Raw genomic sequence first — 25,679 nt, 5'->3', positions numbered from 1 at the left:
CGCGCGTCCGGCCTCGCTAGGGTCGTGCGATGAGAGGACTTTCGACGATCGAGCGCGATGCCGTGGAAACGGCGGGCGCTGCACCGATGCTGGCCCAGGTCGAGGCGTGGGCGGCCATCAACAGCGGCACGCGCAACCTCGCGGGGCTTGCGACGATGGCCGGGCTGCTCGGCGATGCGTTCGCGATCCTGCCGGGCGAGATCACGCTGGTCGATCCAGCGCCGGTCGACAGCGTGGGCTCGGATGGCGTGGTATCGGCGATCGAGCACGGCAAGCATCTGCATCTCGTCGTCCGCCCCGACGCGCCGGTACGGATGCTGTTCACCGGGCACATGGACACGGTCTACCCGGTCGATCACGCGTTCCAGTCGCTCCAGTGGCGCGACGACGGTCGGCTGAACGGCCCCGGCGTCGCCGACATGAAGGGGGGCCTTGCCGTCATGCTCGCGGCACTGCGCGCGGTCGAAGCCAGCCCGCTCGCCGCCCGGATCGGCTATGACGTCGTCATCAACTCGGACGAGGAAACCGGCTCCTTCTCGTCCGCCGCGCTGCTGGCCCGCGCCGCCCACGGCAAGGTCGCAGCGCTGACCTACGAACCGGCGCTCGCCGACGGCACGCTTGCCGGAGCGCGTGGCGGCACGGGCAATTTCTCGATCATCGTCCACGGCCGCAGCGCGCACGCCGGTCGCAACCCCGAGGAAGGCCGCAACGCCCTCGTCGCGGCCGCCGACATCGCGGTGCGCCTGTCAAAGGTCCGCGGTCCCCATCTTGCGGTGAACCCGGCGCGTATCGAAGGCGGTGGTCCGAACAACGTCATCCCCGACCTCGCCATCCTCCGGATCAACTTCCGCCCCGCGTCCCTCGAAGAGATCACGCGCGCGCAGTCGCATATCGATTCCACCGTCGCGGTGGTCGCCGCCGAGCACGACGCCCGTATCGAGGTCCATGGCAGCTTCAACCGCCCCCCCAAACCGATCGACGCGGGCGCCGCGCGCCTGTTCGACCTGGTCAAGACATCCGGTGCGGACCTCGGCCTCGACATAGCCTGGAAAGCGACCGGCGGGGTGTGCGACGGCAACAACATCGCCGCGGCGGGTGTACCCGTGGTCGACACGATGGGCGTGCGCGGCGGTGCGATCCATTCGGCGGACGAATTCATGATCCCCGACAGCCTAGCCGAGCGCGCCGCGTTGTCGGCCATCACCATAATGCGCATTGCGGAGGGCCGGTTGTGAGCTTCAGGATCCGGGCCGCGGTCGACGACGATCTCCAGCATCTCTATGAAATGGCCAAGCTCACCGGCGGCGGCTTCACCAACCTGCCGCCTGACCGCCGCGCGCTTACCGCCAAGCTCGAACGCAGCCACGCCGCTTTCGCACGCACCGACGGCCCGCTGCAGGACGAGCTGTTCGTCCTGATCCTGGAGAATATCGAGACTCGCGAAGTCCGCGGCACCTGCCAGATCTTCACGCAGGTCGGGCAGAGCTACCCGTTCTACAGCTATCGGATCGGCCAGCTGACGCAGCACAGCAAGGAGCTCAACCGCACCTTCCGCGCCGACATGCTGTCACTCGCCACCGATCTCGAAGGCGCGAGCGAAGTCGGCGGACTGTTCCTGCACCCCGGCGAACGCGCGGGTGGCCTGGGCCTGCTGCTCGCCCGCAGCCGCTATCTCTTCATCAAGATGCACCGCGCGCGCTTCGCCGATCGCATCCTCGCGGAGCTGCGCGGGGTGATCGACGAAGCCGGCGGCTCACCCTTCTGGGACGGTCTCGCAGGCCGCTTCTTCGGGATGAATTTCCAGGACGCGGATCAGTTCAATGCGATCAACGGCCATCAGTTCATCGCCGACCTGATGCCCAAGCACCCGATCTACACCGCGATGCTGACGGAAAGCGCGCGCGCGGCGATCGGCTTGCCGCACCCCTCGGGCCGCGCCGCGATGCGCATGCTGGAAAATGAAGGGTTCGCGTTCGAGAATTACGTCGACATCTTCGACGGTGGCCCGACCATGACGGCGCGTACCGACCGCGTCCGTGCGATTGCCGACGCAAGGGAGAGCAGGATCGTCGCGATCGATCGTGACGGCGGCACCGAAGCGCTGGTCGCGACCGGCGCGCTCGCCGATTTCCGTGCCGCCTTCGGCCGCGTGCGCGAGGCGAGCGACGGCGTCGTCCTCGCAGAAGAATGTGCGCATGCCCTGGGTATCGGCGAAGACGACCATATCGTCCACGTCCCCCGGCTATAGCGTCGAGTTAATTTACACTTAACCATGTCCTGGCGTAGCGAAACCGCGCATTTCGGCCATTGGTACGCGTCTTGCTAGGTCGCGCACATGTGGAACCGCTTCGCCCGCCTCTTCATCATCAAGACCAAGTTCGAGGCGTTTCTCGTCATCTATGGCTTAGGCCTCGGCGCGGTCGAGCGCGGCGTGCATTATCTCCAGCAATATCCGGGTTACGGCGGCTGGATGCTGTTCGCGGCCTGCCCGATCGCGGTATTCATGGCCGGCGGGCGGATCATCGATTCCGTCGACCACGCGCGCGACGGCTAGGTCTTCTGCTGCGCCAGATGCAGGTAGCGGCTTGAGAAGTCCGCGAGTTCGCGCAGTGCGTCCCAGTTCGGAAAGCTGATCCGCCGGCGGTTCCGGGTGATCAGGCCGTCGGCTTCGAGCGACTTGATCGTCCGGTTCACGTGCACCGCCGTCAGGCCCAGGGCATCGCCCAGCTGCTCCTGGCTCATCGGCAGCTCGTATCCGTCTTCGCCGGTCAGCCCCTGCATATCGAGCCGGATGGCAAATTCGCACAGGAAATGCGCCAGTCGCGATCGCGCGTCGCGGCGACCGATATTGAGGATCCACTCACGAAAGATCGATCCCTCGACCAGTGTGTTGACGAAGATGGCGTTGCCGATCGCCGCACGAGACCGCGCCAGTTCACGCAGTGCGTTGCGGGGAATGGTCGCGACTTCGGCGCGCGTCAGCGTCTGCACGTTATGGTCTGCGACATCGAGGAACAGGTGCTGGAAATCGAGTGCCTCGCCGGGGATATGCAGCGATACGATCTGTCGCATGCCCGCACCGGTGAGCTTTTGACGATAGGCGAATCCGGTCAGCAGAACGGCGCATTGTTCCGGCGCATCGCCCTCCCGCACCAGATAGGACGAGGGTTCGTACGTCCGGTAAGTGCATGGCAACGCCAGCAAAGCCTGACGGTCCGCGGCATCGAGAACCGCATGCGTTTCCAGCTTGCGAACCATCAGGGCCAGGGGCCCGGATACGGTAGTCATATGCGTATTCCCGCAAATATCGGGGCGGGAGCACATGCATCTCTCGGTCGTCAGTGCCCAAGGATCGGCTGGCGATGAAAGACCGTAACATACTTCGCGCGGCTTCTATTAAATATATGTTCGAATATTCGCGATCGCGTCGAACATGAATTTCTTCAGCGCAGGTGTGCTAAGCAAAACATCTTTTTGAATCTGGTGCCGAATTACATCATCATCGAGAAGGATCGTTTGAAATACTGATCAGTATTTTAGAGCCGGTGAAGACTAGGACGACAATAGGATCGTGATCGGAGCGTCAGGCAGAATGCCGGGGCGGGGTTCGACAGCCGCCTGCGAGTGACCGTCGACCTGGGACAGTTCGACATGGAGGCAATCGATACAGTCGCTGAGTTTCGCGCCGAGCATCGCGCTTTCGCCCTCGTCGGCGATTCGCAGCGCTTCCTCGACGAGGAACAGCATGGATTTCAACCGTGCGATCGTTTGCGCATCTCCAACCATACCGCCACCCTCTGCATAAGACGTGATCACCTATCATGCGCGCTGTTCGGGTATAAAGCCAATCGCGACGACCGGACGGTGGCGTGCGGCGATGCGCTAGCGCCCTTCGTGTCGACCTGCCGGCGCCTTCCAGCGCTGGACCAGACCCGCCATCACCATGTCGACCGACTCGACCTGCGCCGCGACCTGCTGGTGAAGCCTGCCCGCGGCGTCCCGGAAGCGCCGGGCAAGCGCGTTGTCGGGGACGATCCCCAGCCCGACCTCGTTGGAAACCAGTATGACCCGACCGGCCAGTTGCGCCAGCGTATCTACCAGGTCGTCGGTACGCGCCGAGATATCCTGATCGGACAGCAGGAGGTTCGACATCCACAGCGTCAGGCAATCGACCAGAATCACGGTGTCCTCGGAATCTGCCGTCACCAGCGCCTCGGCCAGTTCGATCGGGGCATCGACGGTTCGCCAGCGCGCATCGCGATCTGCGCGGTGCCGGGCGATGCGGTCCACCATCTCCTCGTCGAACGCCTGCGCCGTCGCGATATAGACGAGGCGCGCGCCACCGTTGGCCGCCGCAGCTTCGGCGAGCGCCTGGGCGTGGCGGCTCTTGCCGGAGCGGGCGCCGCCGAGCACGAACAGGCTCCTGCCGAACCAAGCATCAACCGAATGCATGCCGTCTCTCCTTCGTACTTGCCGCACGCGGCCGGAATGACGATGACGCGGCGAAGATCAAGCGAAACCCCGCGGGATCGAGCCAAACCCCGCGGGACAGCGTGAAAGACGATATGACGGCGCTACGTATCCACGGTGGACGGATCGATCTCGCCGCCCTGCACTACCCGCACGCGCCGCGCCCCTGGCTCGATCTGTCGACCGGCATCAATCCGAACCCCTGGGTGCCGGCCGCACCGCTCATAGTCGATCCGAGCGCGCTCCCCTCGCCGGCCTGCATCCTCGAGCTGGAGGTGGCGGCGGCCGATGCATTCGGGACGTGCGCCGATCGTGTCATGGCTTTGCCGGGAAGCGAGATCGGGCTGCGCTCGCTCGCATCGCTCGGGCTGCCCTCCCCCGCACGATTCGTCGTGCCCAGCTACGGTACGCATGCGTCGGCGTTGCCGGATGCGACCCCGATCGCCCGGTCGGCGATCGACACCGTCATCGACGGCACTCTGCTGCTGGCGAACCCGAACAACCCTGACGGCCATCTCGACAAGCCCGAGCGCCTGCTCGCGATCGCGCGCCAAGGTGCTTCGCTCATCGTCGACGAGGCGTTTGCCGATATCGTGCCGGAGGGCAGCATCGTACCGCATCTGCAACCCGACGACCCGGTGATCGTCCTCCGCTCGTTCGGCAAGATGTACGGCCTGGCGGGGCTCAGGCTCGGCTTCATGATTGCTTCCCCTGACCGGATCGCGGCGATGCGGAACCGCCTGGGAAGCTGGCCGGTATCCGCGCATGCGATCGCCTACGGTCTGGCCGCCTATCGGGATAGCGACTGGCTCGCCGATGCGCGGCAATCCATTGCGGCGCGGGCCACCCGGCTCGATGCTATCCTCTTGCGCCACGGCCTCGAAGCGACCGGGGATTGCCCGCTGTTCCGGCTCGTCGATACCGACGCATCCGCCGTTTTCGAGCGTCTGGCCCGCGCCGGCATCCTGACCCGGCCGTTCGATTACGCCCCGCGCTGGCTTCGTATCGGTGTCCCGGCCGACGATGCTGCATTCGACCGCCTGGACCACGCGCTCGCCCGTGGTTGAGCCGGTCGCCGTCGTCGCGATCCTGGTCGACGTCGCTATCGGCTGGCCGCCTGCGCTGTATGCGCGCATCGGCCACCCGGTCGGCGGGTTTGCCCGGCTGATCGGCTGGGCAGAAACGCGCTGGAACCAGTCCTCGTCGCCTGCCTCGCGTCGTGTCGCCGGTGTCGTCACGCTACTGATGATAGTCGCCGTCGCGATCGGCCTATCCTGGCTTGCGGCAACGATCGCGCGGCTACTGCTCGGCGATGCGGCATGGATCGCGATCGGACTGATGGCCGCACCCGGCCTGGCGATCCGCAGCCTCCACGATCATGTCGTTCCCGTCGCCCAAGCACTGGAACAGGGCGATCTCGAAACGGCCCGCACGCGCGTCGCAATGATCGTCGGGCGCGACGTGGCGGCGCTCGACGAGCCCGGCATAGCCCGTGCCGCGATCGAGAGCCTCGCCGAGAGCGTCTGCGACGGCGTCGTCGCGCCGCTGTTCTGGCTGCTGGTCGGCGGTCTGCCCGGCCTGTGGGCGTACAAGGCCATCAACACCGCCGACAGCCTGATCGGCCACCGCGAGGAACGCTGGCGCGCATTCGGCTGGGCCGCCGCCCGCACCGACGATCTCGCGAACCTGATCCCCGCGCGGCTCAGCGGCGTGCTGCTGTGCCTTGCCGGTCACGCCGGCCTTGCCGGTATTGCTGGCCACGCCGGGTGGCGGACGATGTGGCGCGATGCCGGCAAGCACGCCTCCCCCAATGCCGGCTGGCCCGAGGCGGCCATGGCGGGCGCGCTGCACCTTCGCCTCGCAGGACCGATCGCCTATGATGGCGTGCGCGTCGCCAAGCCGTATATCGGCGAAGGACGCACCGCCGCCACCGCCGCGGACATTCGCGCCGCGCTCGCCATCTATCGCCGAGCATGCGGACTGTTGCTACTGATCGCCGGAGGGATCGCATGGCTGCTCTGATGCTGCAGGGGACCGGTTCGGACGTCGGCAAGTCGGTGCTGGTAGCCGGTCTCTGTCGCGCGTTCGCCAATCGCGGGCTTTCGGTCCGCCCGTTCAAGCCGCAGAACATGTCGAACAACGCCGCCGTCACCGCCGATGGCGGTGAGATCGGCCGCGCGCAGGCGACGCAGGCGATCGCCTGTCGCGTCGAGCCCAGCGTCGACATGAACCCGGTCTTGCTCAAGCCACAAGGCGACCGCACCTCGCAATTGATCGTCCGCGGCCAGGTCCGCGGCATCCTCGCCGCAGCACGTTGGCGCGAGGGCCGCGAAGGCTTGCTGGTCGATGTCCTCGACAGTTTCGAGCGACTTTCCGCCAGCTGCGACCTCGTGATCGTCGAAGGCGCCGGCAGCCCGGCCGAAATCAACCTGCGCGCCGCCGATATCGCCAACATGGGCTTCGCACGTGCCGCCGACGTGCCCGTGATCCTTGTGGGTGACATAGACCGTGGCGGCGTGATCGCGGCGATCGTCGGCACGCGCGCGGTGATCGATCCGGCCGATACGGCGATGATCCACGGCTTCCTGATCAACAAATTCCGCGGCGATCCTGCGCTGTTCGACGATGGCTATCGCGCGATCGAGGCGCGCAGCGAGTGGCGTGGCTACGGCGTCGTGCCCTGGCTCGCCGACGCAGTACGCTTGCCGAGCGAGGACGCCGTGATCCTCGAACGCCCCGTCGCGTCCCCCGAACGCCAGGTGACGATCGCCTGCCCGATCACGCCACGGATCGCCAATTTCGACGATCTCGATCCGCTCCGGCTGGAGGCCGGTGTCACGCTCGTGATGGTGCCGCCGGGCTCGGCCATTCCCGATGTCGACATGATCGTGCTCGCCGGATCGAAGGCGACCATCCCCGACCTCGCCTTCGTCCGCGCGCAGGGCTGGGATATCGACATCCGCGCGCATCATCGCCGCGGCAAACCCGTGCTCGGGCTATGCGGGGGCTATCAGATGCTCGGCCGCTCGATCGCCGACCCGCACGGAATCGAAGGACCCGCCGGCACGATTGAGGGGCTCGGCCTGCTCGACGTCACGACGATCCTCACGCCAACCAAGACGCTCGAGCGTGTGGAAGGCCTCGCGCAGGGCGCGAGGTTCCTGGGCTATGAGATGCATATGGGCGAGACGACCGGCCCCGCGACCGTGCACCCCGTCGGCCACCGCGCCGACGGCACCCCCGAAGGCGCGACGAGCCCCGACGGCCTGGTATCGGGGAGCTACGTCCACGGCCTGCTGGCGCTTGCGGAACAGCGGGCTGCGTGGCTTGCGCGGATCGGCGTGAACGCGGTCGGGCCCGATCATGCGGCATCGATCGATGCGGCTCTGGACGCGATCGCCCGGGTCCTCGAACGCCATGTCGATCTCGATGCGATGCTCGCGTTAGCCCAATCGGCCGGCCACGGCGCCACCAATGGCGAGCGCGAGTAACAGCCCGGTCTCGACGATCTCGATCCCCGCCCCATGCGCATCACCGGTCACGCCCCCCAGCGTCCGCCGCAACCAAGCGGCGACGCCAAGGACCAGCAGCGGCGCAGCGAGCAAAGCGGGCACCGCGACGCAGGTGAGCATGAGCAGCATGCTCCAGCCGATCAGGTCGCGCGTGCGCACAGCCCCGGCGATTGCGGCCCCCAGCCCGCCGACCCTCAGTGGCGGCAACAGCACCGCCCAGGCCAGCGGCCCCATCCGCGCGACGAACGGCACGCAGGCGATCGTCCACCATCCGCTCGCGCCGACCGCATGCAACAGCACGAGCTTGGCGATCATCTGCGCCGCGATCGCGACGACGCCGAAGCTGCCGATATGCGGATCCGCCATCACCGACAGCAGCCGCGTCCGGTCGCCATGCGCGGCGCCGAGCCCGTCGGCGAGATCCGCCAGGCCATCGAGATGCAGCGCGCCGGTCACCGCGGTCCACGCCAGCAGCGCGGCACATGCCCCGGTCCACGGATCGACCAGGGCGCCGAGCCACCCCGCCGCGGCCACCAGCACGCCGATCGTTAGGCCGACGATGGGATAGAACCGGATCGCCTCGGCAAAGCCCTGCGGCGCCATCGTCACGCGTGGCATCGGCAGCCGGGTCAGGAAACCGAACGCGACGACCAGCCGCTTCATGTCGACACTCCGACAATCTGAACGGTGCGCGCTTCTCCCGGCCAGATGCGCAGCGACACCAGCGCGGCATAGGGGAGATGGAACGCCCAGAGCTGTCGCTGGTCGAACCCGCACAGTTCGGCGAGTGCCGCCCGGATGGCACCGCCATGCGTCACGACCAAGGTCGGGACCGGAGCCATGGTCGCCAGCGCTTGCGCCACACGGGTCTGCAAGATCGACCAGCGCTCACCCTGCGGCGGCGGCGCGGCGTCCGGGTCGTCGTAGAACCGCAGCAAAGCAGCCTGATCCACCGCGGCCGGGGGAAGCCCGTCCCAATCCCCGAAATCCAGTTCGCGCCACGACGGGTCGGATGTCGGGGACAGCCCAAGAGGAGCGGCGATGGCCGCCGCACAGTCCCGTGCTCGTATGAGATCGGACGATAGTATCCGAGCGAAGGTAAGACCGCGCGCGCGAGCGACGCATGCGGCAATCCCGCTCTCAGTCACCGGATCGTCGGTCCGCCCGAGCAGTCGCCCCTCGATCGCTGGCGCACCATGCCGCATCAGGTACAGCATGTGCGGCGCCGTCACGCGCCCGACACCCCGGCTTCCGCGAACGTCGCCATCCCGTCATGCGCCGCCAGCGCCGCCCTGACGAGCAACGTCGCGGTCGCCGCGCCGCTCCCCTCGCCCAGCCGCATCCCGAGCGACAGCAAGGGTTCAAGCCGCAACGCCTCGATCAGGCGCCCATGTCCAGGCTCGGCGGACACGTGCCCCGCGAGGCAGTGATCGAGGATATCCGGGCATGCCGCCGCAAGCGGTGCGATCGCCGCGCAACAGATGAAGCCATCGAGCATCACCGGCACGCCCGCGAGCCGGGCCGCGACCACGGCACCCGCGATCGCCGCCAGCTCCCGCCCGCCGAGCCGGCGCAGCGTCTCGAACGGGGTAGCGAGCCTGTCCTGATGGAGTGCGACCCCGGCCTCGACCGTCGCGATCTTGCGCAAGATCCCCTCGTCATCGACTCCGGTACCCGGCCCGACCCAGTCACGCGCCGGTCCGCCGAAGCTCGCGGTGCACAGCGCGGCAGCGCTGGTCGAATTGCCGATGCCCATCTCGCCCAACACTACGAGATCGGGCAAATCGTCGGTAACCGCCGCCGCGCCGGCATTGATTGCCGCCAGACAGTCGTCCTCGGACATCGCCGGCTCCACCGTGAAGTCCGCGGTCGGACGGTCCAGATCGAGCGCGACGACGCTCAATCCAAGCCCCGCTGCGGTCGACAGTGCGTTGATCGCAGCGCCGCCATTCTCAAAATTCGCGACCATCTGTGCGGTCACCGATGCCGGAAACGCACTGACGCCGCGTGCGACGATCCCGTGGTTGCCCGCAAAGATGATCGCGCGCCCACGATCGAGCCGCGGCCGCTCGCGCCCCTGCCAGCCTGCCATGAACACCGCGATATCCTCCAGCCGCCCCAGCGAACCGGGCGGCTTGGTCAGCACGCCCTGCCGCGCGACTGCGGCTGCGCGCGCCGCCGCATCGGCCTGAGGAAGATTGCGCAGCGCCGCCAGGAAGGCGGCGGGCGACGCGAATCCGCTCATTCGACCACGAACCCCTCTGGCGGGGTCCGGGTGATGAAATGGCCCTTCACGCCTTGCGGCCATTGCTTGAACGGTACCTGCCCGAACGCGCTTTCGCCATAGAGCCGCGCATAATCGAGGATGGCGCGGGCGGAGTCTTCGGTCGGCTCGAACCGGCCGAGCACGTATCCCACCTTGGCCGGCGCGCGGAGGTGGATGGTGCAGAAATCCTGGCACGCGAACAGGCACGGCATTTCCTGTACCGCGACCTCGGCATAGGCCGGATCGCCAGCCTGCACCGTGCGCAGCGCTTCGACCAGTCGCGCGCCGCCGCGCTTGCCGTCCGCATCGTTGCGGACCTCAGCGGAATGCCGACACGTGTTGCACGCGACGACTGCAACGCGGTTTTCGACCGGTTTCAGCATGTCCGCCCTCGCACGGACGCAAAACGAAATATCTTTGCCATGAAAACCCCTTCGGACAGTCGATTCCGCACCGCGCGATAGGGCAGGAGGCGCAGGCCTCCGGCTCTCGCGCGCGACGCGAAGCGATGTCGTCGCTCGGGGTGTTACCCGTCCGTTCGGCGCACCCTGGCCGGACGAAAGACGACCGCGACGGGCAGGTCTCCTGGCTCGCGGGTCGACGCCGGTCTGTGCCGCCTTCTCGGAACTCGCGTCCCAATGGCGTGTGGCACGGTGACTCGCCGCTTACAGTTGCAGGGGCAGCCGGGGTTCACCCGTTCCCATTTTCATTTCCCTGAGCGTTGCCGCCTCGGGAAAACCTGTCGCGGGAGGAGCGATAGGCGTACGATCGACGGTAGACAAGCAGCCTCTAATCCTCCCCTGACAGGGGAGGATCAAGACGTCAGAACTCCACCCCCGCCTGCGCCTTCACCCCCGACCGGAACGGATGCTTCACTTGCGTCATCTCCGTCACCAGGTCCGCCATCTCGATCAGTGCATCCGGCGCGTTGCGCCCGGTTATGACGACATGCGTCATCTCAGGCTTAGCCGCCAGCACCGCCAGCACCTCGTCGACCGGCAGATACTCATACCGCAACACGATGTTCAGCTCGTCGGCCACCACCATCGCATAGGACGGATCGGCGATCATCCGCTTCACCTCGTCCCACGCCTCGCGCGCCACTGCGATGTCGCGCGCACGATCCTGCGTGTCCCACGTGAAGCCCTCCCCCATCGGCTTGAACTCGCACAGGTCCGGGAACGCATCGAACACCGCCTTCTCGCCGGTCGCCATCGCGCCCTTGACGAACTGCACCACGCCGACCTTGCGCCCATGCCCGATCATCCGCACCGCCATGCCGAACGCGGCGGTCGACTTGCCCTTGCCCTTGCCGGTGTGGACGATGATCAAGCCCTTCTCGATCGTCTTGCTCGCGACGATCTTGTCGTGGACCTCCTTGCGCCTGGCACTCTTGGCATTCTGCTCGTCGTCGGTCCGCATGATCATGTCCTCTCGTCCTCCCGATGGCGGATCGCGCCGCGCGGCGCTAGAGCGTCCCCCATGCTCCGCATCACCGACCTCAAGCTCCCGCTCAACCACGCCGACGAAGCGCTCCCCGCCGCGATCCGCGATCGCCTGCGCGTCACACCGCGCGACCTGATCCGCTACACCGTGGCGCGACGCGCGCACGATGCCCGCGACAAGATGGACATCCAGCTCGTCTATTCGGTCGACGTCACGCTCAAGAACGAGGACACGGTGCTCCAGCGCTTCCGCAAGGACCGCCACGTCCAGCGCACCCCGGACACGGGCTATCGCTTCGTCACCAAGGGCGGCGCGAGCTATACCGGCCCGCGTCCCGTGGTCGTCGGCGCAGGCCCGTGCGGGCTGTTCGCGGGCCTGATCCTCGCGCAGATGGGGTTCCGCCCGATCATCCTCGACCGCGGCAAAGTCGTCCGCGAGCGCACCAAGGACACGTGGGGCCTCTGGCGCAAGAGCGTCCTCAACCCCGAATCGAACGTCCAGTTCGGCGAGGGCGGTGCCGGCACCTTCTCCGACGGCAAGCTCTGGAGCCAGATCAAGGACCCGCGCCATCTCGGCCGGAAAGTCCTGACCGAGTTCGTGAAAGCCGGCGCACCGCCCGAAATCCTGACGGAAGCACATCCGCACATCGGTACCTTCCGCCTCGTCACGATGGTCGAAAGCATGCGCGAGACGATCGAGGCGCTGGGTGGCGAATACCGCTTCTCGACCCGCGTCGACGGTCTCGACATCGTCGAGGAGGCGGGCACGCGCCAGCTCCGCGGGCTCCACCTGAGCACCGGCGACTATCTCGAAGCCAACCACGTCGTCTTCGCGGTCGGGCACAGCGCGCGCGACACGTTCGAGATGCTCCATGCCAAGGGCGTCCACGTCGAGGCCAAGCCCTTCTCGATCGGCGTCCGCATCGAGCATCCGCAGTCTTGGATCGACGAAGCCCGGTTCGGCCCCTGCGCGGGCCACCCCGATCTCGGCGCGGCGGCATACAGCCTGTCGCACCACTGCAAGAACGGGCGGACGGTCTACAGCTTCTGCATGTGCCCCGGCGGCACCGTCGTCGCCGCGACCTCCGAAGAGGGCCGCGTCGCGACCAACGGCATGAGCCAATATTCGCGCAACGAACGCAACGCGAACTCTGGCATCGTCATCGGCATCGATCCCGAGCGCGACTATCCCGGCCACCCGCTCGCCGGGATCGAACTCCAACGCCACTGGGAATCGCGCGCCTATGTCGCCGGCGGCTCGAACTACAAGGCGCCCGCGCAACGCATCGGCGACCTGCTCGCGAGCCGCGCCTCGACCGCGCTCGGCTCGGTGATCCCGTCGTACAAGCCGGGCGTACATATGACCGACCTGTCGGAGTGCCTGCCCGAGTTCGCGATTACGGCCTTGCGCGAGGCGTTGCCTGCGTTCGGCCGCGAGATTCCCGGCTACGACCACCCCGACGCCGTCCTGACAGGGGTCGAGACGCGAACCTCTTCGCCAGTGAGGATCACGCGCGGGGACGACTTCGTGAGCCTCAACACCCCCGGCCTGTTCCCGGCGGGCGAAGGTGCCGGCTATGCGGGGGGAATCCTCTCCGCGGCGGTCGACGGGATAAAGGTCGCCGAGGCCGTCGCGCTCAGCCTGACTGCATGACTGACGGGACTAACTTCCAGAATACCTCCCCGGCGGAGGCCAGGGCCCAATTGGGGGACGTCACTCACAGGGGACTACCCTACGTTACTGGGGCCGTCCCAATTGGGCCCGGCCTTCGCCGGGGTGGTCCGGGTGTTCGGTGGGCAGACGCGCGACCCAATTGGCGGTGAGCAAAGAAGCCATCCGCTAGCGTCGAAACTTCACTTCACCCAATCAGGCCGCGTCTTGATCAGCCACGCCCGCGGCAACCCCGTCGGCTTAGCCACGCCGTCGAGCCGCCGCGCACTCACCAGCGCCACGCGCTTCAGGATCATCTGGTCCTTGAACGCATCCATCCCGCCGCCGGTCGGCTTGGCGAGGATGCGCTTCACCACGTCCATCCCCGCAACGACGTGACCGAACGCCGCATACCCCGGATAGCCCGCCCGCGCGTCCATCGCCGGCGCAGGCCCGACGGTGATGAAGAAATTGCCGCCCGCCGACGCCGGGTTCATGCCCCGCGCCATCGAGATCGTCGCGGCGCCGTGCTTGATCCCGGTCATCGCGGTCGTTTCGAGCGGGAACGGCGGCAGGATGCGGCGCGCATCGGTGCGGATTCCCGCCTGGATGAAGCCGAGCTTCGGCGCCGATTTCTGCCGGCTCGCGCGGTAGAAGTCGGTCCCGTCGAACCGCCCGTCATCGACATATGCGAGGAAGTTCGCGGTGGTCTTCGGCGCATGGCGCGTGTCGAGCGCGAGCAGGATCGGTCCCTCCGAGGTCACGAGGCGGACGCGGACGATCCCCGGTTTCGGTCCTGCGCGGTTCGCCTGCTGTGCAGATCCCGCCGTGGCGAGCGCCGCAATGGCGAACAGCCCCATCATGATACGCCGCATCGTAGGTCACTCACGCTTTTACCGATGGAGGTCGGCTAGCGGTCGGGGTGCGGCGACGCAAGCGAGGGTGACCGAGTGTGGTTGATCGAAAGTACTTGCCACCCGGCGCTACACCACCCCGGCGAAGGCCGGGGCCCAATTGGGGGACGGTAATGTCGAAGGACCGTCTGCCGTTACTCCCGCCTTGCCAATTGGGCCCCGGCCTTCGCCGGGGTGGTATTGAACGATCAAGTCTGTTCGAACGCCTTCCCCTCAAACATAGCGCGGGATCGGACCCCATTGCGGTGTCTGGTCGGGCAAATCGACCATCGTCTCGTCGACGAAGCACCAGCCCCAGCCTTCGGGCGGGTCGTAGCCCTCGATGATCGGATGCCGCGTCGCCTGAAAATGCGCAGTCGCGTGGCGGTGCGGGGAATCGTCGCAGCAGCCAACATGCCCGCAGGTCCGGCACAGTCGTAGATGCACCCATTGGCTCCCCATCCGCAGGCAGTCTTCGCACCCTTTCGCACTCGGCTCGACCGCCGCGATCGTGTCCATATGCGTGCATCCGTAGCTCATCGTCCGCTCCGTTCCGCGGCGTCGGCCAAGGCCATATGGACCTGCGCGACCACCGCCGCGCCCTCGCCGACCGCCGCCGCGACTCGCTTGGTCGAGCCCGCACGGACGTCGCCGATCGCAAACACCCGCGCGCGGCTCGTCTGCAACGGCAGGGCCGCCATGCCGGTGATGATAAAGCCCTTGTCGTCGGTATCGACGCAGCCCTGCAACCAGCCGGCATTCGGATCGGCGCCGATGAACAGGAACAGATGGCGCACTTCGCACCGGCTGGTCGATCCGTCGATGCGATTGCGGAACGTCGCCGCGGTCAGCCCGGTCGCCCGCTCGCCCTCCAGCCCGACGATCTCGCTCCCGACATGCAGAGTCACGTTGGCCAGCGCGGCGATCCGGTCGATCAGGTATTTCGACATCGTCGCTGCTAGATCGCGTCGGACGATCAGGTGCAGCTGCTTCACGCGCGGCGCGAGGAACACCACCGCCTGCCCCGCCGAATTGCCGCCGCCGACCAGCGCCACTTCCTCGCCCTCGCACAACCGCGCCTCGATCGGCGACGCCCAATAGGAGACGCCCGCCCCCTCGAACATCGCCAGATCAGGAATGTCAGGCCGGCGATAGCGTGCGCCCGATGCGACGATCACGGTGCGCGATCGCACCTGCCGCTGGTCGGGCAGCGCAAGGATCAGCGGATCGTCCGCCGGTCGCGCATCGTCGCAATCGAGCCGGGCCACTTCCAGCGGAATGGCGATCTCGGCGCCGAACTTCAGCGCCTGGTTGAACGCACGCCCGGCCAGCGCCTGCCCCGAGATGCCGGTCGGGAACCCCAGATAATTCTCGATCCGCGCCGACGCGCCCGCCTGCCCGCCGATCGCGCGTTCGTCGAGCACGATCACCGACAGTCCCTCGGACGCGGCATACACCGCCGCCGCCAGCCCCGCCGGCCCCGCGCCGACGATCGCGACATCGTACACCGCCGCCGGATCGAGGTCGGGCGTGATCCCCAGGCATGCCGCCACCTCGACGTCGGACGGTCGTTTCAGGACTGTCCCGTTCGGACAGACCACCAGCGGCAGGTCGCCGTGCGGCACCCCGATCCGCTCGACCAGCGCGCGCCCCTCCTCGTCCGACGCGGCATCGAGCACGATGTTGGGATAGCCCGACCGCGTGAGGAAACCCTGCAACCGGACGATGTCGGGGCTGCCCGGCACACCGACGATGATCGTTCCGCCGCTGCCCTGCTCGATCAACCCGACGCGGCGCAGGATCAGCGCGCGCATGACGATCTCGCCGACGTCCGCCGAGCCGACCATCAACGCGCGCAGATGCGCCGGATCGAACGGCAGCGCGGTGCACCCGTCCGCGCCCGCGGTGCCGCGCGCGATCGACGGGCGGCCGGCCAGCTGGTTGACCTCGCCGGTGAGTTGCCCGGCGCCATGCGTCGTCACCGGCGCCTCGTGGCTCAGCCCGTCGCGCCGGACGACATCGATCGTTCCCGCGAGCACCAGCCATGCCGGCGCGCCCTGCTCGCCGATCGCATAGACGTCCTCGCCGGCGGCGAAGACGCGTTCCGGGCCGCTCGCAAAACGCTTGGCGGTCTCCATCTGGCCCGCGTCGAGCACCGGGAACATCTGGTACTCGCGGGCGGCGACGCTGCTCATGATCGCGCCGGCGCCGCGAGGCCGAGCAACAGCGTCGGGATCAGCTCGGACACGGTCGGATGGATCGGCACCGCCCAGCGCAGCGCCGATATCGGCTGGTCGGCGTTCATCATGTCGAGGATCCCGTGGATCGCTTCGTCGCCGCCGGTACCGAGGATCGCCGCCCCCAGGATACGCTGCGTCCCGGAGTCGGCGACGATCGTCATGAAGCCCTTGGTCTCGCCCTTTTCGATCGCGCGCCCGACCCGCGTCATCGGCCGCTTCGATACCAGGATCGGCCGCCCCGATGCCTCCGCCTCGGTCTGCGTGATGCCGACCCGGCCGAGCGGCGGATCGGTATACAGCGCATAGCCGGGCAACCGCTGGCTGACCTTGCGATCCTCACCATCGAGCAGGTTGGCGGCGACGATCTCGAAGTCGTTATAGGCGGTATGCGTGAACGCGCCGCGGCCGTTGCAATCGCCCAGTGCCCAGATCCCGGGGACGCTCGTTTCGAGCGTGTCGTCGACCACCACATAGCCCTTCGCATCGAGCGTGACCCCCGCCAGACCGAGCCCGAGATCGTCGGTATTGGGCCTGCGCCCGACGGCGAGCAGCACGTGGCTGCCGATCACCGACGGATCGCCTGCCTGGCAATCGACCGATACCGCGACGCCGGTCTCGTGCGGGGCGAAGGCGATGCAGTTCGCGCCCGTCCGCACCGTTATACCCTCGTCTTCGAGGATCTCGCGGATGGCCTGCGAGACGTCCGGGTCTTCGTGCCCGATCAATCGTTCGCCGCGCTCGATCACGGTCACCGCGGCACCGAACCGGCGATACATCTGGGCGAACTCCAATCCGATATAGCTTCCGCCGACGATCACGAGATGATCGGGCACGCGGTCCAGCGCCACCATGTCGGTATTGTCGAGATGCGAGACATCGCCGACGCCCGGCATGTCGGGCACGCTCGCGCGGCCGCCGACGTTCAGGAATATCCGCGGTGCCGTCAGTATCCGGTCGTCGACCGCGATCGTGTGCGGGCCGGTGAACCGCGCATGCCCGCGCAGGAAGGTGAGCCCCGCCATGCCCTCCAGCCAGCGTTCGTTGCTCGATCGCGCGTCCGTGACGACTGCCCGCGCGCGCGCCGCCACCGCCGGCATGTCGATCGAGACGTCTCCGGTCCGCACCCCGAAGTCGGCGGCGCGTCGGGCCAAATGCGCGGCATAAGCGCTCGCGACGAGCGTCTTGGTCGGCATGCACCCGGTATTGACGCACGTCCCGCCGACCAGCTTCCGCTCGATCAGCGCGACACGCATGCCCGCCGCCGTCAGCCGCCCGGCGAGCGGCGGCCCGGCCTGCCCCGCGCCGACGATGATCGCATCGAACGGCTCCTCCGCAACCGGCATTACAGCGCCCCGACGACCAGCACCGCCCCGAGGATCGCGACCGCATCCTCGATCAGTGCCGCCGGACGATCCTGCCCGAACGCCGCCGCCAGCCGTGCCCGCAGTGCAGCGCCGCCATAGGTCCCGATCACCGCACCGACGATGCCGAGCACCAGCCCCGGCAGCGGCGCGCCGATCCCGTAGCCGATCGTCGCGCCCGACAGCCCCCCGGTCACGAGGCGCGCGCCAAATTGCACCGGCACCTTGCGGCTAGGCGTGGACGGCAGCTGATCGGTGACGAGTTCGCCCACGGCCAGGAATGTCAGGATCCACGGCGTGAACCGCCACCCCACGAGCATCAGCCACGTTCCCTGTAACGGCAACAGGCCCCAAACGGCCGCCCAAGCCACCGCGGCCAGCGCGAGAAAAGCACGCAATCCCGCGACGACGCCGATCGCAAAGGCTAGGATGAGTCCGAGAATGAGCGGGGTGACGAGCATGGCAATCTCCAATCCGGCGTAGTGACGACGCTCTCACGCCTGACAGTCAAGGTCAAACCACACATCTGCCGCTGTACGTCGTAAATGCGGCTGGGTACTTGGCGGTGGCAGACGACGTCTTCACAACATGCTGAAATGTACTGCGATCGCCACGGTGGACGCCGGCAGAGTTTATTTCGCTGCGGTGGCCTCGATCTCGACCAGGAATGCCGGGCCCGCCAGTGCAGCGACCTGCACGGTCGAGCGCGCGACCGTATTCGGGTTCTCCGCCGTCCCGAAGAACATCTTGAACGCATCGTTCATGCCCGCAAAATCCATCTTGCCGCCTAGCTTCGGATCGCCCGCGACGAACACCGTCAGCTTGATGACGTCCTGCATCGCGAACCCCTGTGCCGCCAGAAGCGCCTTGATCTTGGTGAACACGCTGATCGTCTGCGTCCTGGTATCGCCGAAATCCGCAATCGTCAGGTCGGCGGGTGCGATCTTCTTGGCAGGGTCGATCGGGGCGGCGAGTTGCCCGCTGAGATACAGCATCTTCGCGCCCGCTGCCACGGTCACGCCTTGCAGGATCAGCCCGGGCGGCGTGTTCGCGTGGCGCACGACCACGGCGTCGGCGGCGATCGCCGGCGATGCCCCGAATAGTGCGAGCGTAGCGACGATCGCTGCGCAGGAAAGCTTGATCATGCTGGTCTCCATCGATGGTTGGGGCGCGGCAATCGTACCGCGCCCGGTTTGGGATCAGAAGCTGACGTTGAACCGCGCGTAATAATAGCCGCCATTGATCCCGTACGGGCTGAACGTGAGCGGTGCGTCATACACATTGCCCCCGTTGACGATCGTGCCGTCGGCCAGAACCTGAACCGTCGGCGGTTGCGTGTCGAACACGTTGTTCGCGCCGATCGACAGCTCCAGTTCCTTGGTCAGCTTGTAGTTCAGCTCGACGTCGCCGACGAACGCGGTCCCGATCTTCTGGTTGTAATAGTCCGCGCCGTCGGGCGAGTATTTCGACGAAGACTTGCCGTAGACCGTCCCCCGCAGCGTCGCGGAGAACTTGTCGAGCGTGTAGAAGGCGGACGTCACCAGCTTCACGCGCGGCGATGCGGTCTCGATATTGCTGACCGCCTCGGCATCGAACACCGCCTGGTTGACCGTGACGCGGCCATCATTGACCAGCGACGGTGCGGCCTTGAGGTTGTAGACCTTGGTCTTGTTGTAATTGCCCGACACCGTCCAGCTGACCGTGCCATACTCGCCGAAATCGGTCGGATAGCTGACGACGAGGTCGATGCCGCGGGTGCGGGTATCGGCACCGTTGGTGAAGATGTTGACGCCGGTCTGCGACACCGTCGGGTCGAGGACGTTGCCATTGGCTTCGATCGCGGCACGGACCAGCGGGAAGTTCAGCGACTGGCCCGCGGCGTTGGTGCCGCCCCCCGAACTGTAGATCGTGCCCGTCCCGAGGATACGGTCCTTGATCCGCACCTGATACGCGTCGAGCGTGATCGTCAGCTTGGGCGCGGGGCGGAATACCGTGCCGAGGCTGAAGTTGGTCGATTTCTCGGGCTTCAGATTCTCGAACCCGAGCAGCTTGGCTGCGGCCGAATTGGCCGGCAGCTGGACGAACGCGGAAGTCGGCGAGACGTTGGTGGCGGAATAATAGGATTCGGCCAGCGTCGGCGCCCGGAAGCCGGTCGCCACCGTGCCGCGCAACGCGACCATGTCGGTGAAATCATAGCGCGACGTGCCCTTGAAGATCACCTTGCTGCCGAAATCCGAATAATGCTCGTAGCGGACCGCGCCGTCGAACTTCCAGGCATCGGTCAGCATCGCCGCGACGTCGAGATAAGCCGACTGGTTCTCGCGGCCGTTGACACCCGCATCCGACTGGCGGAACCCCGGATAGGATTGCCCGCCCTCCTTGTAGGTCGATGCGGCATCGCCCGCGCCGATCTCGTAGACGTTCTTGCGATACTCGCCCCCGAAGGCGACGTTGAGCGGCTCGACCATGCCGACCTCAATCGCGCGCGTGAAATCGGCGTTGGCGGTGAGTTCGCTCGACTTGAAGAAGCCGTTGTAGAAGCTCGTCGGTGTGAACCCGGTATCGGCGTAGAGCGAGGCGTTGGCGGAATCGACGGTGTAGATCAGGTTCTTGTCCTGCCCGAACGTCGTCGACAGGTCGTAATGAAAGCCGCCCGCATCGCCGCGCACGCCGCCGGTGAACGCCATGTCGTCCTCGCGGATCTTCTCGCGCGGCGAAAACCCGTTGACCGGGCTGTCGCCTTCGGGGTCGAAATAGGTCGTGACGCCGTTGACCGTGCGCGACACGCGGGTCGGCACGCGCAGATTCTCGTAAGCGCTGGCAATCCGCCGCGAGAACGTCCCGAAGCTGTACGCCTCGACGCCGCCGAAATCATAGGCGGTGTTGTATTGCAGGTTGGTCAGCCGCGACTGCGCATCGCCGTTGATCTTGTTGACGTAGGGATAGCCCGGAATGTTGGAATAGAGCGTCTTCTGGAGCGCGGACAGGCTGGTCAGTAGGGTGCCGTTGATATCGGTCACGCGCCGATCGAGCCCGCCGACTTGCGTAAAATCGTGATAGCGATGGAATGCGGTGATGTTGAAGAAGCCGTCCTCGCCGATCTTGGTGCCGATGTGCAGCGTACCGGCATAGGTGCGACCGCCGGTGTCGTAGTTCTCGCCCGCGGTGACATAGCCGTCGCCGCCCGAATCATTGTCTTTCAGGATGATGTTGATGACGCCTGCAATCGCGTCCGAGCCATATTGTGCCGCCGCGCCGTCCTCGAGCACTTCGATGCGCTTGATCGACGATGGCGAGATCAGGTCGAGATCGGCGGTCGCGGCGCCCTGATAGGGGCCACCAAGGACTGCGAGATTTGCGGTGCCATGGCGTCGTTTGCCATTGATCAGAACCAGTGTGTGGTTCGGGCTCAGCCCGCGCAACCGCGCGGACAGCGTCAGGTTCGCGGTATCGCCGCCAAACGCCTGCGCGGTGAACGACGGCACCAGCTGCGTGAGGATCTGGTTGAGGTTCGGCTGGCCGACATGGCTCATCAGTTCGGCCCCGAGCACCTTGATCGGCGCAGCGCTTTCGGCGGCCGTGATCCCAGTTGCCCGCGTGCCGGTCACGATGATGTCGTCGCCCTGCTCCGCCATGGCCTGGGCCGAGGCCTGCCCCGCCGCTTCGACGACCTGCGCATGGGCAGCGACGGTCGACAGGCTTGCCAGCGCAATGACAAGCGCGCCGCGTGAAATGCTGGTAACAGTCTTCATAAGGATTCCCCCCTTATTGCTGATCGCTAGCAGGCTCCCCTCCAATAGACCGCAATGACTTACGTCATTCGCGGAGGCTTATTCACGCACGCAACCGACAGACAGGCTGCTACCAATTGCACCTGTGCTTTAAGGTGGCGCCTTTCCACGCGGCGCGCAGGTCATGCTGCCTTGCGACGTCGTTCCGTCACCGCCTGCGCGGCGACGCGCCGGGCGAGTGCCATCACCTGACCTTGCGCGGATTGGATGCCACCCTCCTGCCAGCCCGGCGTCTGGCTGAGCGCGGCAGAGGCGAAATATACGCGCCCGTCGGGTTGCTGGAGCAGGCGGAAGCCCGGCGTATCGATATGCCCTTCCTGATGGCCATTCGCGCTGCCCGCGTTCCAGTCCGGCCAGGGGCCTAGGCTATAGGGGATCTTGTGCCAGTTGACCGCGATTCCATTGACCAGATCGGCGCCGTGCCCCGGGTGCAACCGGTCGACCACCCCCCGCGAAAACGCGATCTGCTCGGCGATCGGTCGCTTGGCGAATTCGGCCGCAGTCGGCCCCGACGAATAGCAGCCGAGCAGCATGCCGCGCGTCGAATGCAGCCCGGCCGACGGATACCAGACCAGCGTGGTGGGTCCGCCGACGAACGAGATGCCGCCATAGATCTGCTCGCGTTCCCAGAACCGCGGGCTCTCGAACGCGACCTTGTTCGAATGATCGTAGACCACCCCGGCGATCGTCGTCTTGAGCGCGGGCGAGAAGTCCGTGTCGATCGCCGCCAGCACCGGGAACGGGATCGTGCAGATGATGTAATCCGCCGTCACCGTCTCGACGACATCGCTCGCCTTGTCGCGGTAGACCACGTCGACGCCCTGTGGCGTATGGCGGATCCTGGTCACCTCGGCGCCGCGGATCGCCGCGCGGCGCAGGTTGCGGTCGAACCCGGCGTGGATCCAGTCCATGCCCCCGACCGGCTCGAACATCGTCGCCTGCATGTAAAGATTGTCTTCGAACAGCGTCATCGGCAGCCGCTCGTTCGCGAGCAGCTGGTCGAGCGGTACCGCGGTCCCGGCGGATGAAAACGTGACGCCCGCACCCGGCGCCGCACCGAACCCCGAACGCTCGGTGCCGGCGAAGGCGTAATCCGTGCCGAGATCGCCATAGGCCCGCAGGAACGGAAGCAGCTTCTGCTTGTCCGCCGCGGTCATCGCCTGGTCGAGCGCGCCCTGGTTGAGCGCCTTGGCGAGCAGTTCGGCGATATGCCCGCGCATGTCGTTGATCGCGGTCCGCATCCGGATCTTGCCGCCATTCTCGCCCATCACATAGGCCGAGCGGCTCGAATTGACCTCCACCTCCAGCGGCACGTCGAATTTCTTCGCATACCCGATCAGCCCCTGGTGAAAGCTCGGAATCCGGGCTGGCCCTGCGTTGAAATAGATCCCATCGGAAAATTTGGCGGTCTGCGTCGCCTCGCCGATCATTTCGATTTTGTCGCCGTCACGCACCGTCCAGGCGCGCCCGCCGACCCGGTCTCTTGCTTCGAGCAACGTCACCCGAAAGCCGGCCTGTTCGAGCTCGTATGCCGCGGTGAGGCCGGCGATCCCTGCACCGAGCACGACGACGTGGACGCCCTTGCCCAATGTCGGCGTCAATGTCGCGATGCCCTCCGCGTGCGACGTGCCGATCAGTCCGCCCGTCAGGCCGAGCGCCTGCATCGCGCCGAGCGTCGCGCCCAGCCCGCCGATCAGGCCAAGCCGTCCCAATATCGTTCTACGCGTAATCGCCGTGGTCTGCGTGATCATGAAGGCCCCCGAAAACGACAAGCCTTCCCAGGGCCTGCCGAGCATCAGAAACGCCGCCGGATATACCCCGGCAGCGACCTTGCGAGGTCATCATCCCCCAACAATCACGATGGACAGCAGCCAGTTAGTGAAAAAGAACATCATGTTCTTCTTCACGTGGCAATTCGACACGTCTCATCTTCTGACTGAACGTTTCGGATTGAACATCGCTTGCTGCTGTAACGCAAATGAAATCTTCGCGGCGCCCGCTCGAACTATCGGCCGGACTCTCGGCCGGACCCAGGTCGCGCCTCGAATGCACCGCACAGAACGCCAACCCTTGAATTCCCGCGGCCGCCCGGCCAACTCTTGGCTCGATCCATTCTTCGAGAGAGCCGCCTTGCCCATGACGACCGAAACCGCACCCGACGCTTCCGCACCGGCAACCCACGCCTTCGAGGCGGACGTGGCGCGGCTACTGCACATGATGGTGCATTCGGTCTATTCGGATAAGACCGTATTCCTGCGCGAACTGATCTCGAACGCCGCCGATGCTTGCGAAAAGCTCCGGTACGAGGCGCTGAGCACCCCCGACCTGCTTGGCGACGAGACCCGCACGCAGATCGCGATCACGCTCGATCCCGACGCGAAGACGCTGACGATCGAGGACAATGGCATCGGCATGACCGCCGACGACATGGGCGAGGCGCTCGGCACGATCGCGCGCTCGGGCACCAAGGCGTTCATGGATCGCATCGCCGCCTCCAGCGGCTCCGAAGGCGCGCAGCTGATCGGCCAGTTCGGCGTCGGCTTCTATTCCGCGTTCATGGTGGCGGCCAAGGTCGACGTGGTCTCGCGCCGCGCCGGGGCGGACACCGCCTCGATCTGGTCGTCGGACGGCCTCGGCACCTACACGATCGCGCCCGTCGACACCGCGGAAGCGCCGGCGCGTGGTACCCGCGTCGTGTTGCACCTGCTCGAGGACGCGACCCAGTTCACCGAGCGCTATACCGTCGAGCGGCTGATCAAGGACCAGTCGGGCCACGTTCCCGTTCCCATCACCCTGCGCGAAAAGCCCGATGCCGAACCCGTCGACATCGCCGATGGCGCTGCGCTGTGGACCAAGCCGAAGTCCGAGATCAGCACCGAGGACTATGCCGATTTCTACCGCAGCGTCTCCGGCCAGTTCGACGAGCCCGCGCTGACGCTGCACTACCGCGCGGAAGGGCTGCACGAATATTCGGTGCTCGCCTATGTGCCGGGCGCCAAGCCGTTCGACCTGTTCGATCCCGACCGCAATGGCCGCATGAAGCTGTACGTGAAGCGCGTCTTCATCACCGACGACGCCGAAGTCCTGCCGCGCTACCTCCGCTTCATGCGCGGACTGGTGGATTCGTCCGATCTGCCGCTAAACGTCTCGCGCGAGATGATCCAAGAGAGCCCGATGCTCGCCGCGATCCGCAAGGGCGTGACCGGGCGCGTGCTCGGCGAACTCGACAAGCTCGCGACGCGCGACCCGGAAGCGTATGCGAAGATCTGGGAGAATTTCGGCGCAGTCCTGAAGGAGGGGCTGTACGAGGATTTCGAACGCCGCGAGGCGCTGCTCAAGCTGGCCCGCTTCAAGACCACGACGTCGGCCGGCGCGTGGCGCTCGGTCGCGGACTACGTCGCGGCGATGAAGGACAACCAGACCGCGATCTACTACGCGGTCGGCACCGATCTCGACCGCCTCGAAGCCTCGCCGCAACTCGAAGGATTCCGCGCCCGTGGGATCGAAGTCCTGTTGCTGCCGGATTCGGTCGACGGCTTCTGGGTGACCGCAGGCATCGACCATGACGGCAAGCCGTTCAAGTCGGTCACGCAGGGCGCCGCCGATCTCGGCCTGATCCCGCTCGTCGATGGTGCCGAACAGCCCAAGTCCGATGCCGCCCCGGAGGTCGCGGACTTCATCGCGTTCGTGAAGACGACGCTGGCCGACGCCGTGTCCGACGTGCGCGCTTCCGAACGCCTCACCGACAGTGCGGCCTGCCTCGTCGCAGCGGACAGCGGCATGGACCGCCAACTCGAACGCATCCTCGCCATGAGCGGCCAGGCGCCGCCCGCGGCCAAGCCGGTGCTTGAGATCAATCCGACCAACCCGCTGGTCGCGAAGCTTGCGGCGCTCGGCGATGACGAGGCGAGCCTGCGCGAGGATGCGGCCCACCTGCTGTTCGACGAAGCGCAAATCGCCGACGGCGAGCGCCCGGTCGACGCGCGCGCCTTCTCGGCTCGTCTTTCACGCCTGTTCGACCGCGCGCTGGGATAAGCCCCTCGACCACGG

General features: G+C 66.6%; 24 protein-coding genes and 1 riboswitch. Of the genes, 8 read left to right on the top strand and 16 right to left on the bottom strand.

Annotated elements, in window-relative coordinates:
* The first annotated feature begins 29 nt into the window (after positions 1–29).
* From VH567_RS10160 to VH567_RS10150, 3 genes are all read left to right on the top strand, one after another.
* Entirely contained in the window at positions 30–1,235 is a 1,206-nt protein-coding gene (locus VH567_RS10160; RefSeq protein ID WP_423325679.1) for a hydrolase, read from the top strand.
* Positions 1,232–2,248, top strand: a complete 1,017-nt coding sequence (locus VH567_RS10155) for an arginine N-succinyltransferase (protein ID WP_423325677.1) — start codon at positions 1,232–1,234, stop codon at positions 2,246–2,248. Before VH567_RS10160 ends, VH567_RS10155 begins: the two co-directional genes overlap by 4 nt.
* Before the next feature lie 87 nt (positions 2,249–2,335).
* Positions 2,336–2,554, top strand: coding sequence for a hypothetical protein (locus VH567_RS10150; protein WP_423325675.1), 219 nt, complete (start codon positions 2,336–2,338; stop codon positions 2,552–2,554).
* Here the strand turns inward: VH567_RS10150 and VH567_RS10145 are convergent.
* The 3 genes from VH567_RS10145 to cobU all read right to left on the bottom strand — a co-directional run bounded on the left by VH567_RS10145 (position 2,551) and on the right by cobU (position 4,452).
* Entirely contained in the window at positions 2,551–3,324 is a 774-nt protein-coding gene (locus VH567_RS10145; protein WP_423325673.1) for a Crp/Fnr family transcriptional regulator, read from the bottom strand. The two genes, VH567_RS10150 and VH567_RS10145, sit on opposite strands and share 4 nt — an antisense overlap.
* 228 nt (positions 3,325–3,552) lie before the next feature.
* Positions 3,553–3,756, bottom strand: coding sequence for a hypothetical protein (locus VH567_RS10140; RefSeq protein WP_423325671.1), 204 nt, complete (start codon positions 3,754–3,756; stop codon positions 3,553–3,555).
* Between the two features lie 126 nt (positions 3,757–3,882).
* Positions 3,883–4,452 carry a bifunctional adenosylcobinamide kinase/adenosylcobinamide-phosphate guanylyltransferase gene (gene cobU / locus VH567_RS10135; RefSeq protein ID WP_423325669.1) on the bottom strand — a complete coding sequence of 190 codons (570 nt, stop codon included), beginning with the start codon at positions 4,450–4,452 and terminating at the stop codon, positions 3,883–3,885.
* 113 nt (positions 4,453–4,565) lie between these two features.
* Between cobU and VH567_RS10130 the strand changes: the two genes are divergently transcribed.
* The 3 genes from VH567_RS10130 to VH567_RS10120 are packed head-to-tail and all read left to right on the top strand — an operon-like array spanning position 4,566 to position 7,961.
* Positions 4,566–5,537 (top strand): threonine-phosphate decarboxylase, encoded by a 972-nt coding sequence (locus VH567_RS10130; protein ID WP_423325667.1) that lies wholly within the window; start codon positions 4,566–4,568, stop codon positions 5,535–5,537.
* Positions 5,494–6,492: an adenosylcobinamide-phosphate synthase CbiB gene (cbiB, locus tag VH567_RS10125; RefSeq protein ID WP_423325665.1), complete on the top strand. Its 999-nt coding sequence runs from the start codon at positions 5,494–5,496 to the stop codon at positions 6,490–6,492. The genes VH567_RS10130 and cbiB overlap by 44 nt, the downstream gene beginning before the upstream one ends.
* A complete protein-coding gene (locus tag VH567_RS10120) occupies positions 6,480–7,961 on the top strand; it encodes a cobyric acid synthase (RefSeq protein ID WP_423325663.1) in 1,482 nt (493 codons plus the stop codon). Before cbiB ends, VH567_RS10120 begins: the two co-directional genes overlap by 13 nt.
* Here the strand turns inward: VH567_RS10120 and cobS are convergent.
* The 5 genes from cobS to cobO all read right to left on the bottom strand — a co-directional run bounded on the left by cobS (position 7,914) and on the right by cobO (position 11,676).
* Positions 7,914–8,645: an adenosylcobinamide-GDP ribazoletransferase gene (cobS, locus tag VH567_RS10115; protein WP_423325661.1), complete on the bottom strand. Its 732-nt coding sequence runs from the start codon at positions 8,643–8,645 to the stop codon at positions 7,914–7,916. The genes VH567_RS10120 and cobS overlap by 48 nt on opposite strands.
* Entirely contained in the window at positions 8,642–9,199 is a 558-nt protein-coding gene (locus tag VH567_RS10110; RefSeq protein ID WP_423325890.1) for a histidine phosphatase family protein, read from the bottom strand. The genes cobS and VH567_RS10110 overlap by 4 nt, the downstream gene beginning before the upstream one ends.
* A gap of 11 nt (positions 9,200–9,210) precedes the next feature.
* Positions 9,211–10,227: a nicotinate-nucleotide--dimethylbenzimidazole phosphoribosyltransferase gene (gene cobT / locus VH567_RS10105; protein WP_423325659.1), complete on the bottom strand. Its 1,017-nt coding sequence runs from the start codon at positions 10,225–10,227 to the stop codon at positions 9,211–9,213.
* A complete protein-coding gene (locus VH567_RS10100; protein WP_423325657.1) occupies positions 10,224–10,631 on the bottom strand; it encodes a DUF1636 domain-containing protein in 408 nt (135 codons plus the stop codon). Before VH567_RS10100 ends, cobT begins: the two co-directional genes overlap by 4 nt.
* Positions 10,632–10,806: 175 nt before the next feature.
* Positions 10,807–11,006: riboswitch (cobalamin riboswitch) on the bottom strand.
* A gap of 64 nt (positions 11,007–11,070) precedes the next feature.
* Positions 11,071–11,676 carry a cob(I)yrinic acid a,c-diamide adenosyltransferase gene (cobO, locus tag VH567_RS10095; protein ID WP_423325655.1) on the bottom strand — a complete coding sequence of 202 codons (606 nt, stop codon included), beginning with the start codon at positions 11,674–11,676 and terminating at the stop codon, positions 11,071–11,073.
* A gap of 54 nt (positions 11,677–11,730) precedes the next feature.
* On the opposite strand from cobO, the gene VH567_RS10090 reads away from it, so the two are divergent.
* Positions 11,731–13,347 (top strand): NAD(P)/FAD-dependent oxidoreductase, encoded by a 1,617-nt coding sequence (locus VH567_RS10090; RefSeq protein ID WP_423325653.1) that lies wholly within the window; start codon positions 11,731–11,733, stop codon positions 13,345–13,347.
* Between the two features lie 200 nt (positions 13,348–13,547).
* On the opposite strand, the gene VH567_RS10085 is transcribed toward VH567_RS10090, so the two are convergent.
* From VH567_RS10085 to VH567_RS10050, 8 genes are all read right to left on the bottom strand, one after another.
* A complete protein-coding gene (locus VH567_RS10085; RefSeq protein ID WP_423325651.1) occupies positions 13,548–14,219 on the bottom strand; it encodes a peptidylprolyl isomerase in 672 nt (223 codons plus the stop codon).
* A 252-nt stretch (positions 14,220–14,471) separates the two neighbouring features.
* Positions 14,472–14,777 carry a UBP-type zinc finger domain-containing protein gene (locus VH567_RS10080; protein ID WP_423325649.1) on the bottom strand — a complete coding sequence of 102 codons (306 nt, stop codon included), beginning with the start codon at positions 14,775–14,777 and terminating at the stop codon, positions 14,472–14,474.
* Entirely contained in the window at positions 14,774–16,432 is a 1,659-nt protein-coding gene (locus tag VH567_RS10075; RefSeq protein WP_423325647.1) for an FAD-dependent oxidoreductase, read from the bottom strand. The genes VH567_RS10080 and VH567_RS10075 overlap by 4 nt, the downstream gene beginning before the upstream one ends.
* On the bottom strand, positions 16,429–17,820 hold the full coding sequence (locus VH567_RS10070) for an FAD-containing oxidoreductase (RefSeq protein WP_423325645.1): 1,392 nt from the start codon (positions 17,818–17,820) through the stop codon (positions 16,429–16,431). Before VH567_RS10070 ends, VH567_RS10075 begins: the two co-directional genes overlap by 4 nt.
* Complete coding sequence (locus VH567_RS10065) at positions 17,820–18,299, bottom strand: DUF4126 domain-containing protein (protein ID WP_423325643.1); 480 nt, start codon at positions 18,297–18,299, stop codon at positions 17,820–17,822. The genes VH567_RS10070 and VH567_RS10065 overlap by 1 nt, the downstream gene beginning before the upstream one ends.
* A gap of 171 nt (positions 18,300–18,470) precedes the next feature.
* A complete protein-coding gene (locus tag VH567_RS10060; RefSeq protein WP_423325641.1) occupies positions 18,471–18,983 on the bottom strand; it encodes a RidA family protein in 513 nt (170 codons plus the stop codon).
* A gap of 54 nt (positions 18,984–19,037) precedes the next feature.
* Positions 19,038–21,590, bottom strand: a complete 2,553-nt coding sequence (locus tag VH567_RS10055) for a TonB-dependent receptor plug domain-containing protein (protein WP_423325639.1) — start codon at positions 21,588–21,590, stop codon at positions 19,038–19,040.
* 161 nt (positions 21,591–21,751) lie between these two features.
* Positions 21,752–23,380: a flavin monoamine oxidase family protein gene (locus VH567_RS10050; RefSeq protein ID WP_423325637.1), complete on the bottom strand. Its 1,629-nt coding sequence runs from the start codon at positions 23,378–23,380 to the stop codon at positions 21,752–21,754.
* A gap of 385 nt (positions 23,381–23,765) precedes the next feature.
* Between VH567_RS10050 and htpG the strand changes: the two genes are divergently transcribed.
* Positions 23,766–25,664: a molecular chaperone HtpG gene (gene htpG, locus VH567_RS10045; RefSeq protein ID WP_423325635.1), complete on the top strand. Its 1,899-nt coding sequence runs from the start codon at positions 23,766–23,768 to the stop codon at positions 25,662–25,664.
* Positions 25,665–25,679 lie beyond the last annotated feature (15 nt).

It is taken from the genome of Sphingomonas sp. 4RDLI-65 (genome assembly GCF_049472435.1).
Lineage (GTDB): Bacteria > Pseudomonadota > Alphaproteobacteria > Sphingomonadales > Sphingomonadaceae > Sphingomonas.
Note: the sequence above shows the minus strand (reverse complement) of the source record. Positions and strands in the feature narration are given on the sequence as shown.

What these genes read in the sequence shown, in the direction of transcription:
- VH567_RS10080 (WP_423325649.1), bottom strand. Translation starts at nt 14,777, where the DNA reads ATGAGCTACGGATGCACGCATATGGACACGATCGCGGCGGTCGAGCCG.
- VH567_RS10120 (WP_423325663.1), top strand. Translation starts at nt 6,480, where the DNA reads ATGGCTGCTCTGATGCTGCAGGGGACCGGTTCGGACGTCGGCAAGTCG.
- VH567_RS10050 (WP_423325637.1), bottom strand. Translation starts at nt 23,380, where the DNA reads ATGATCACGCAGACCACGGCGATTACGCGTAGAACGATATTGGGACGG.
- cbiB (WP_423325665.1), top strand. Translation starts at nt 5,494, where the DNA reads ATGCTGCATTCGACCGCCTGGACCACGCGCTCGCCCGTGGTTGAGCCG.
- VH567_RS10150 (WP_423325675.1), top strand. Translation starts at nt 2,336, where the DNA reads ATGTGGAACCGCTTCGCCCGCCTCTTCATCATCAAGACCAAGTTCGAG.
- htpG (WP_423325635.1), top strand. Translation starts at nt 23,766, where the DNA reads ATGACGACCGAAACCGCACCCGACGCTTCCGCACCGGCAACCCACGCC.
- VH567_RS10090 (WP_423325653.1), top strand. Translation starts at nt 11,731, where the DNA reads ATGCTCCGCATCACCGACCTCAAGCTCCCGCTCAACCACGCCGACGAA.
- cobS (WP_423325661.1), bottom strand. Translation starts at nt 8,645, where the DNA reads ATGAAGCGGCTGGTCGTCGCGTTCGGTTTCCTGACCCGGCTGCCGATG.
- cobO (WP_423325655.1), bottom strand. Translation starts at nt 11,676, where the DNA reads ATGATCATGCGGACCGACGACGAGCAGAATGCCAAGAGTGCCAGGCGC.
- VH567_RS10070 (WP_423325645.1), bottom strand. Translation starts at nt 17,820, where the DNA reads ATGCCGGTTGCGGAGGAGCCGTTCGATGCGATCATCGTCGGCGCGGGG.
- cobU (WP_423325669.1), bottom strand. Translation starts at nt 4,452, where the DNA reads ATGCATTCGGTTGATGCTTGGTTCGGCAGGAGCCTGTTCGTGCTCGGC.
- cobT (WP_423325659.1), bottom strand. Translation starts at nt 10,227, where the DNA reads ATGAGCGGATTCGCGTCGCCCGCCGCCTTCCTGGCGGCGCTGCGCAAT.
- VH567_RS10145 (WP_423325673.1), bottom strand. Translation starts at nt 3,324, where the DNA reads ATGTGCTCCCGCCCCGATATTTGCGGGAATACGCATATGACTACCGTA.
- VH567_RS10130 (WP_423325667.1), top strand. Translation starts at nt 4,566, where the DNA reads ATGACGGCGCTACGTATCCACGGTGGACGGATCGATCTCGCCGCCCTG.
- VH567_RS10065 (WP_423325643.1), bottom strand. Translation starts at nt 18,299, where the DNA reads ATGCTCGTCACCCCGCTCATTCTCGGACTCATCCTAGCCTTTGCGATC.
- VH567_RS10060 (WP_423325641.1), bottom strand. Translation starts at nt 18,983, where the DNA reads ATGATCAAGCTTTCCTGCGCAGCGATCGTCGCTACGCTCGCACTATTC.
- VH567_RS10110 (WP_423325890.1), bottom strand. Translation starts at nt 9,199, where the DNA reads ATGCTGTACCTGATGCGGCATGGTGCGCCAGCGATCGAGGGGCGACTG.
- VH567_RS10160 (WP_423325679.1), top strand. Translation starts at nt 30, where the DNA reads ATGAGAGGACTTTCGACGATCGAGCGCGATGCCGTGGAAACGGCGGGC.
- VH567_RS10055 (WP_423325639.1), bottom strand. Translation starts at nt 21,590, where the DNA reads ATGAAGACTGTTACCAGCATTTCACGCGGCGCGCTTGTCATTGCGCTG.
- VH567_RS10075 (WP_423325647.1), bottom strand. Translation starts at nt 16,432, where the DNA reads ATGAGCAGCGTCGCCGCCCGCGAGTACCAGATGTTCCCGGTGCTCGAC.
- VH567_RS10100 (WP_423325657.1), bottom strand. Translation starts at nt 10,631, where the DNA reads ATGCTGAAACCGGTCGAAAACCGCGTTGCAGTCGTCGCGTGCAACACG.
- VH567_RS10085 (WP_423325651.1), bottom strand. Translation starts at nt 14,219, where the DNA reads ATGCGGCGTATCATGATGGGGCTGTTCGCCATTGCGGCGCTCGCCACG.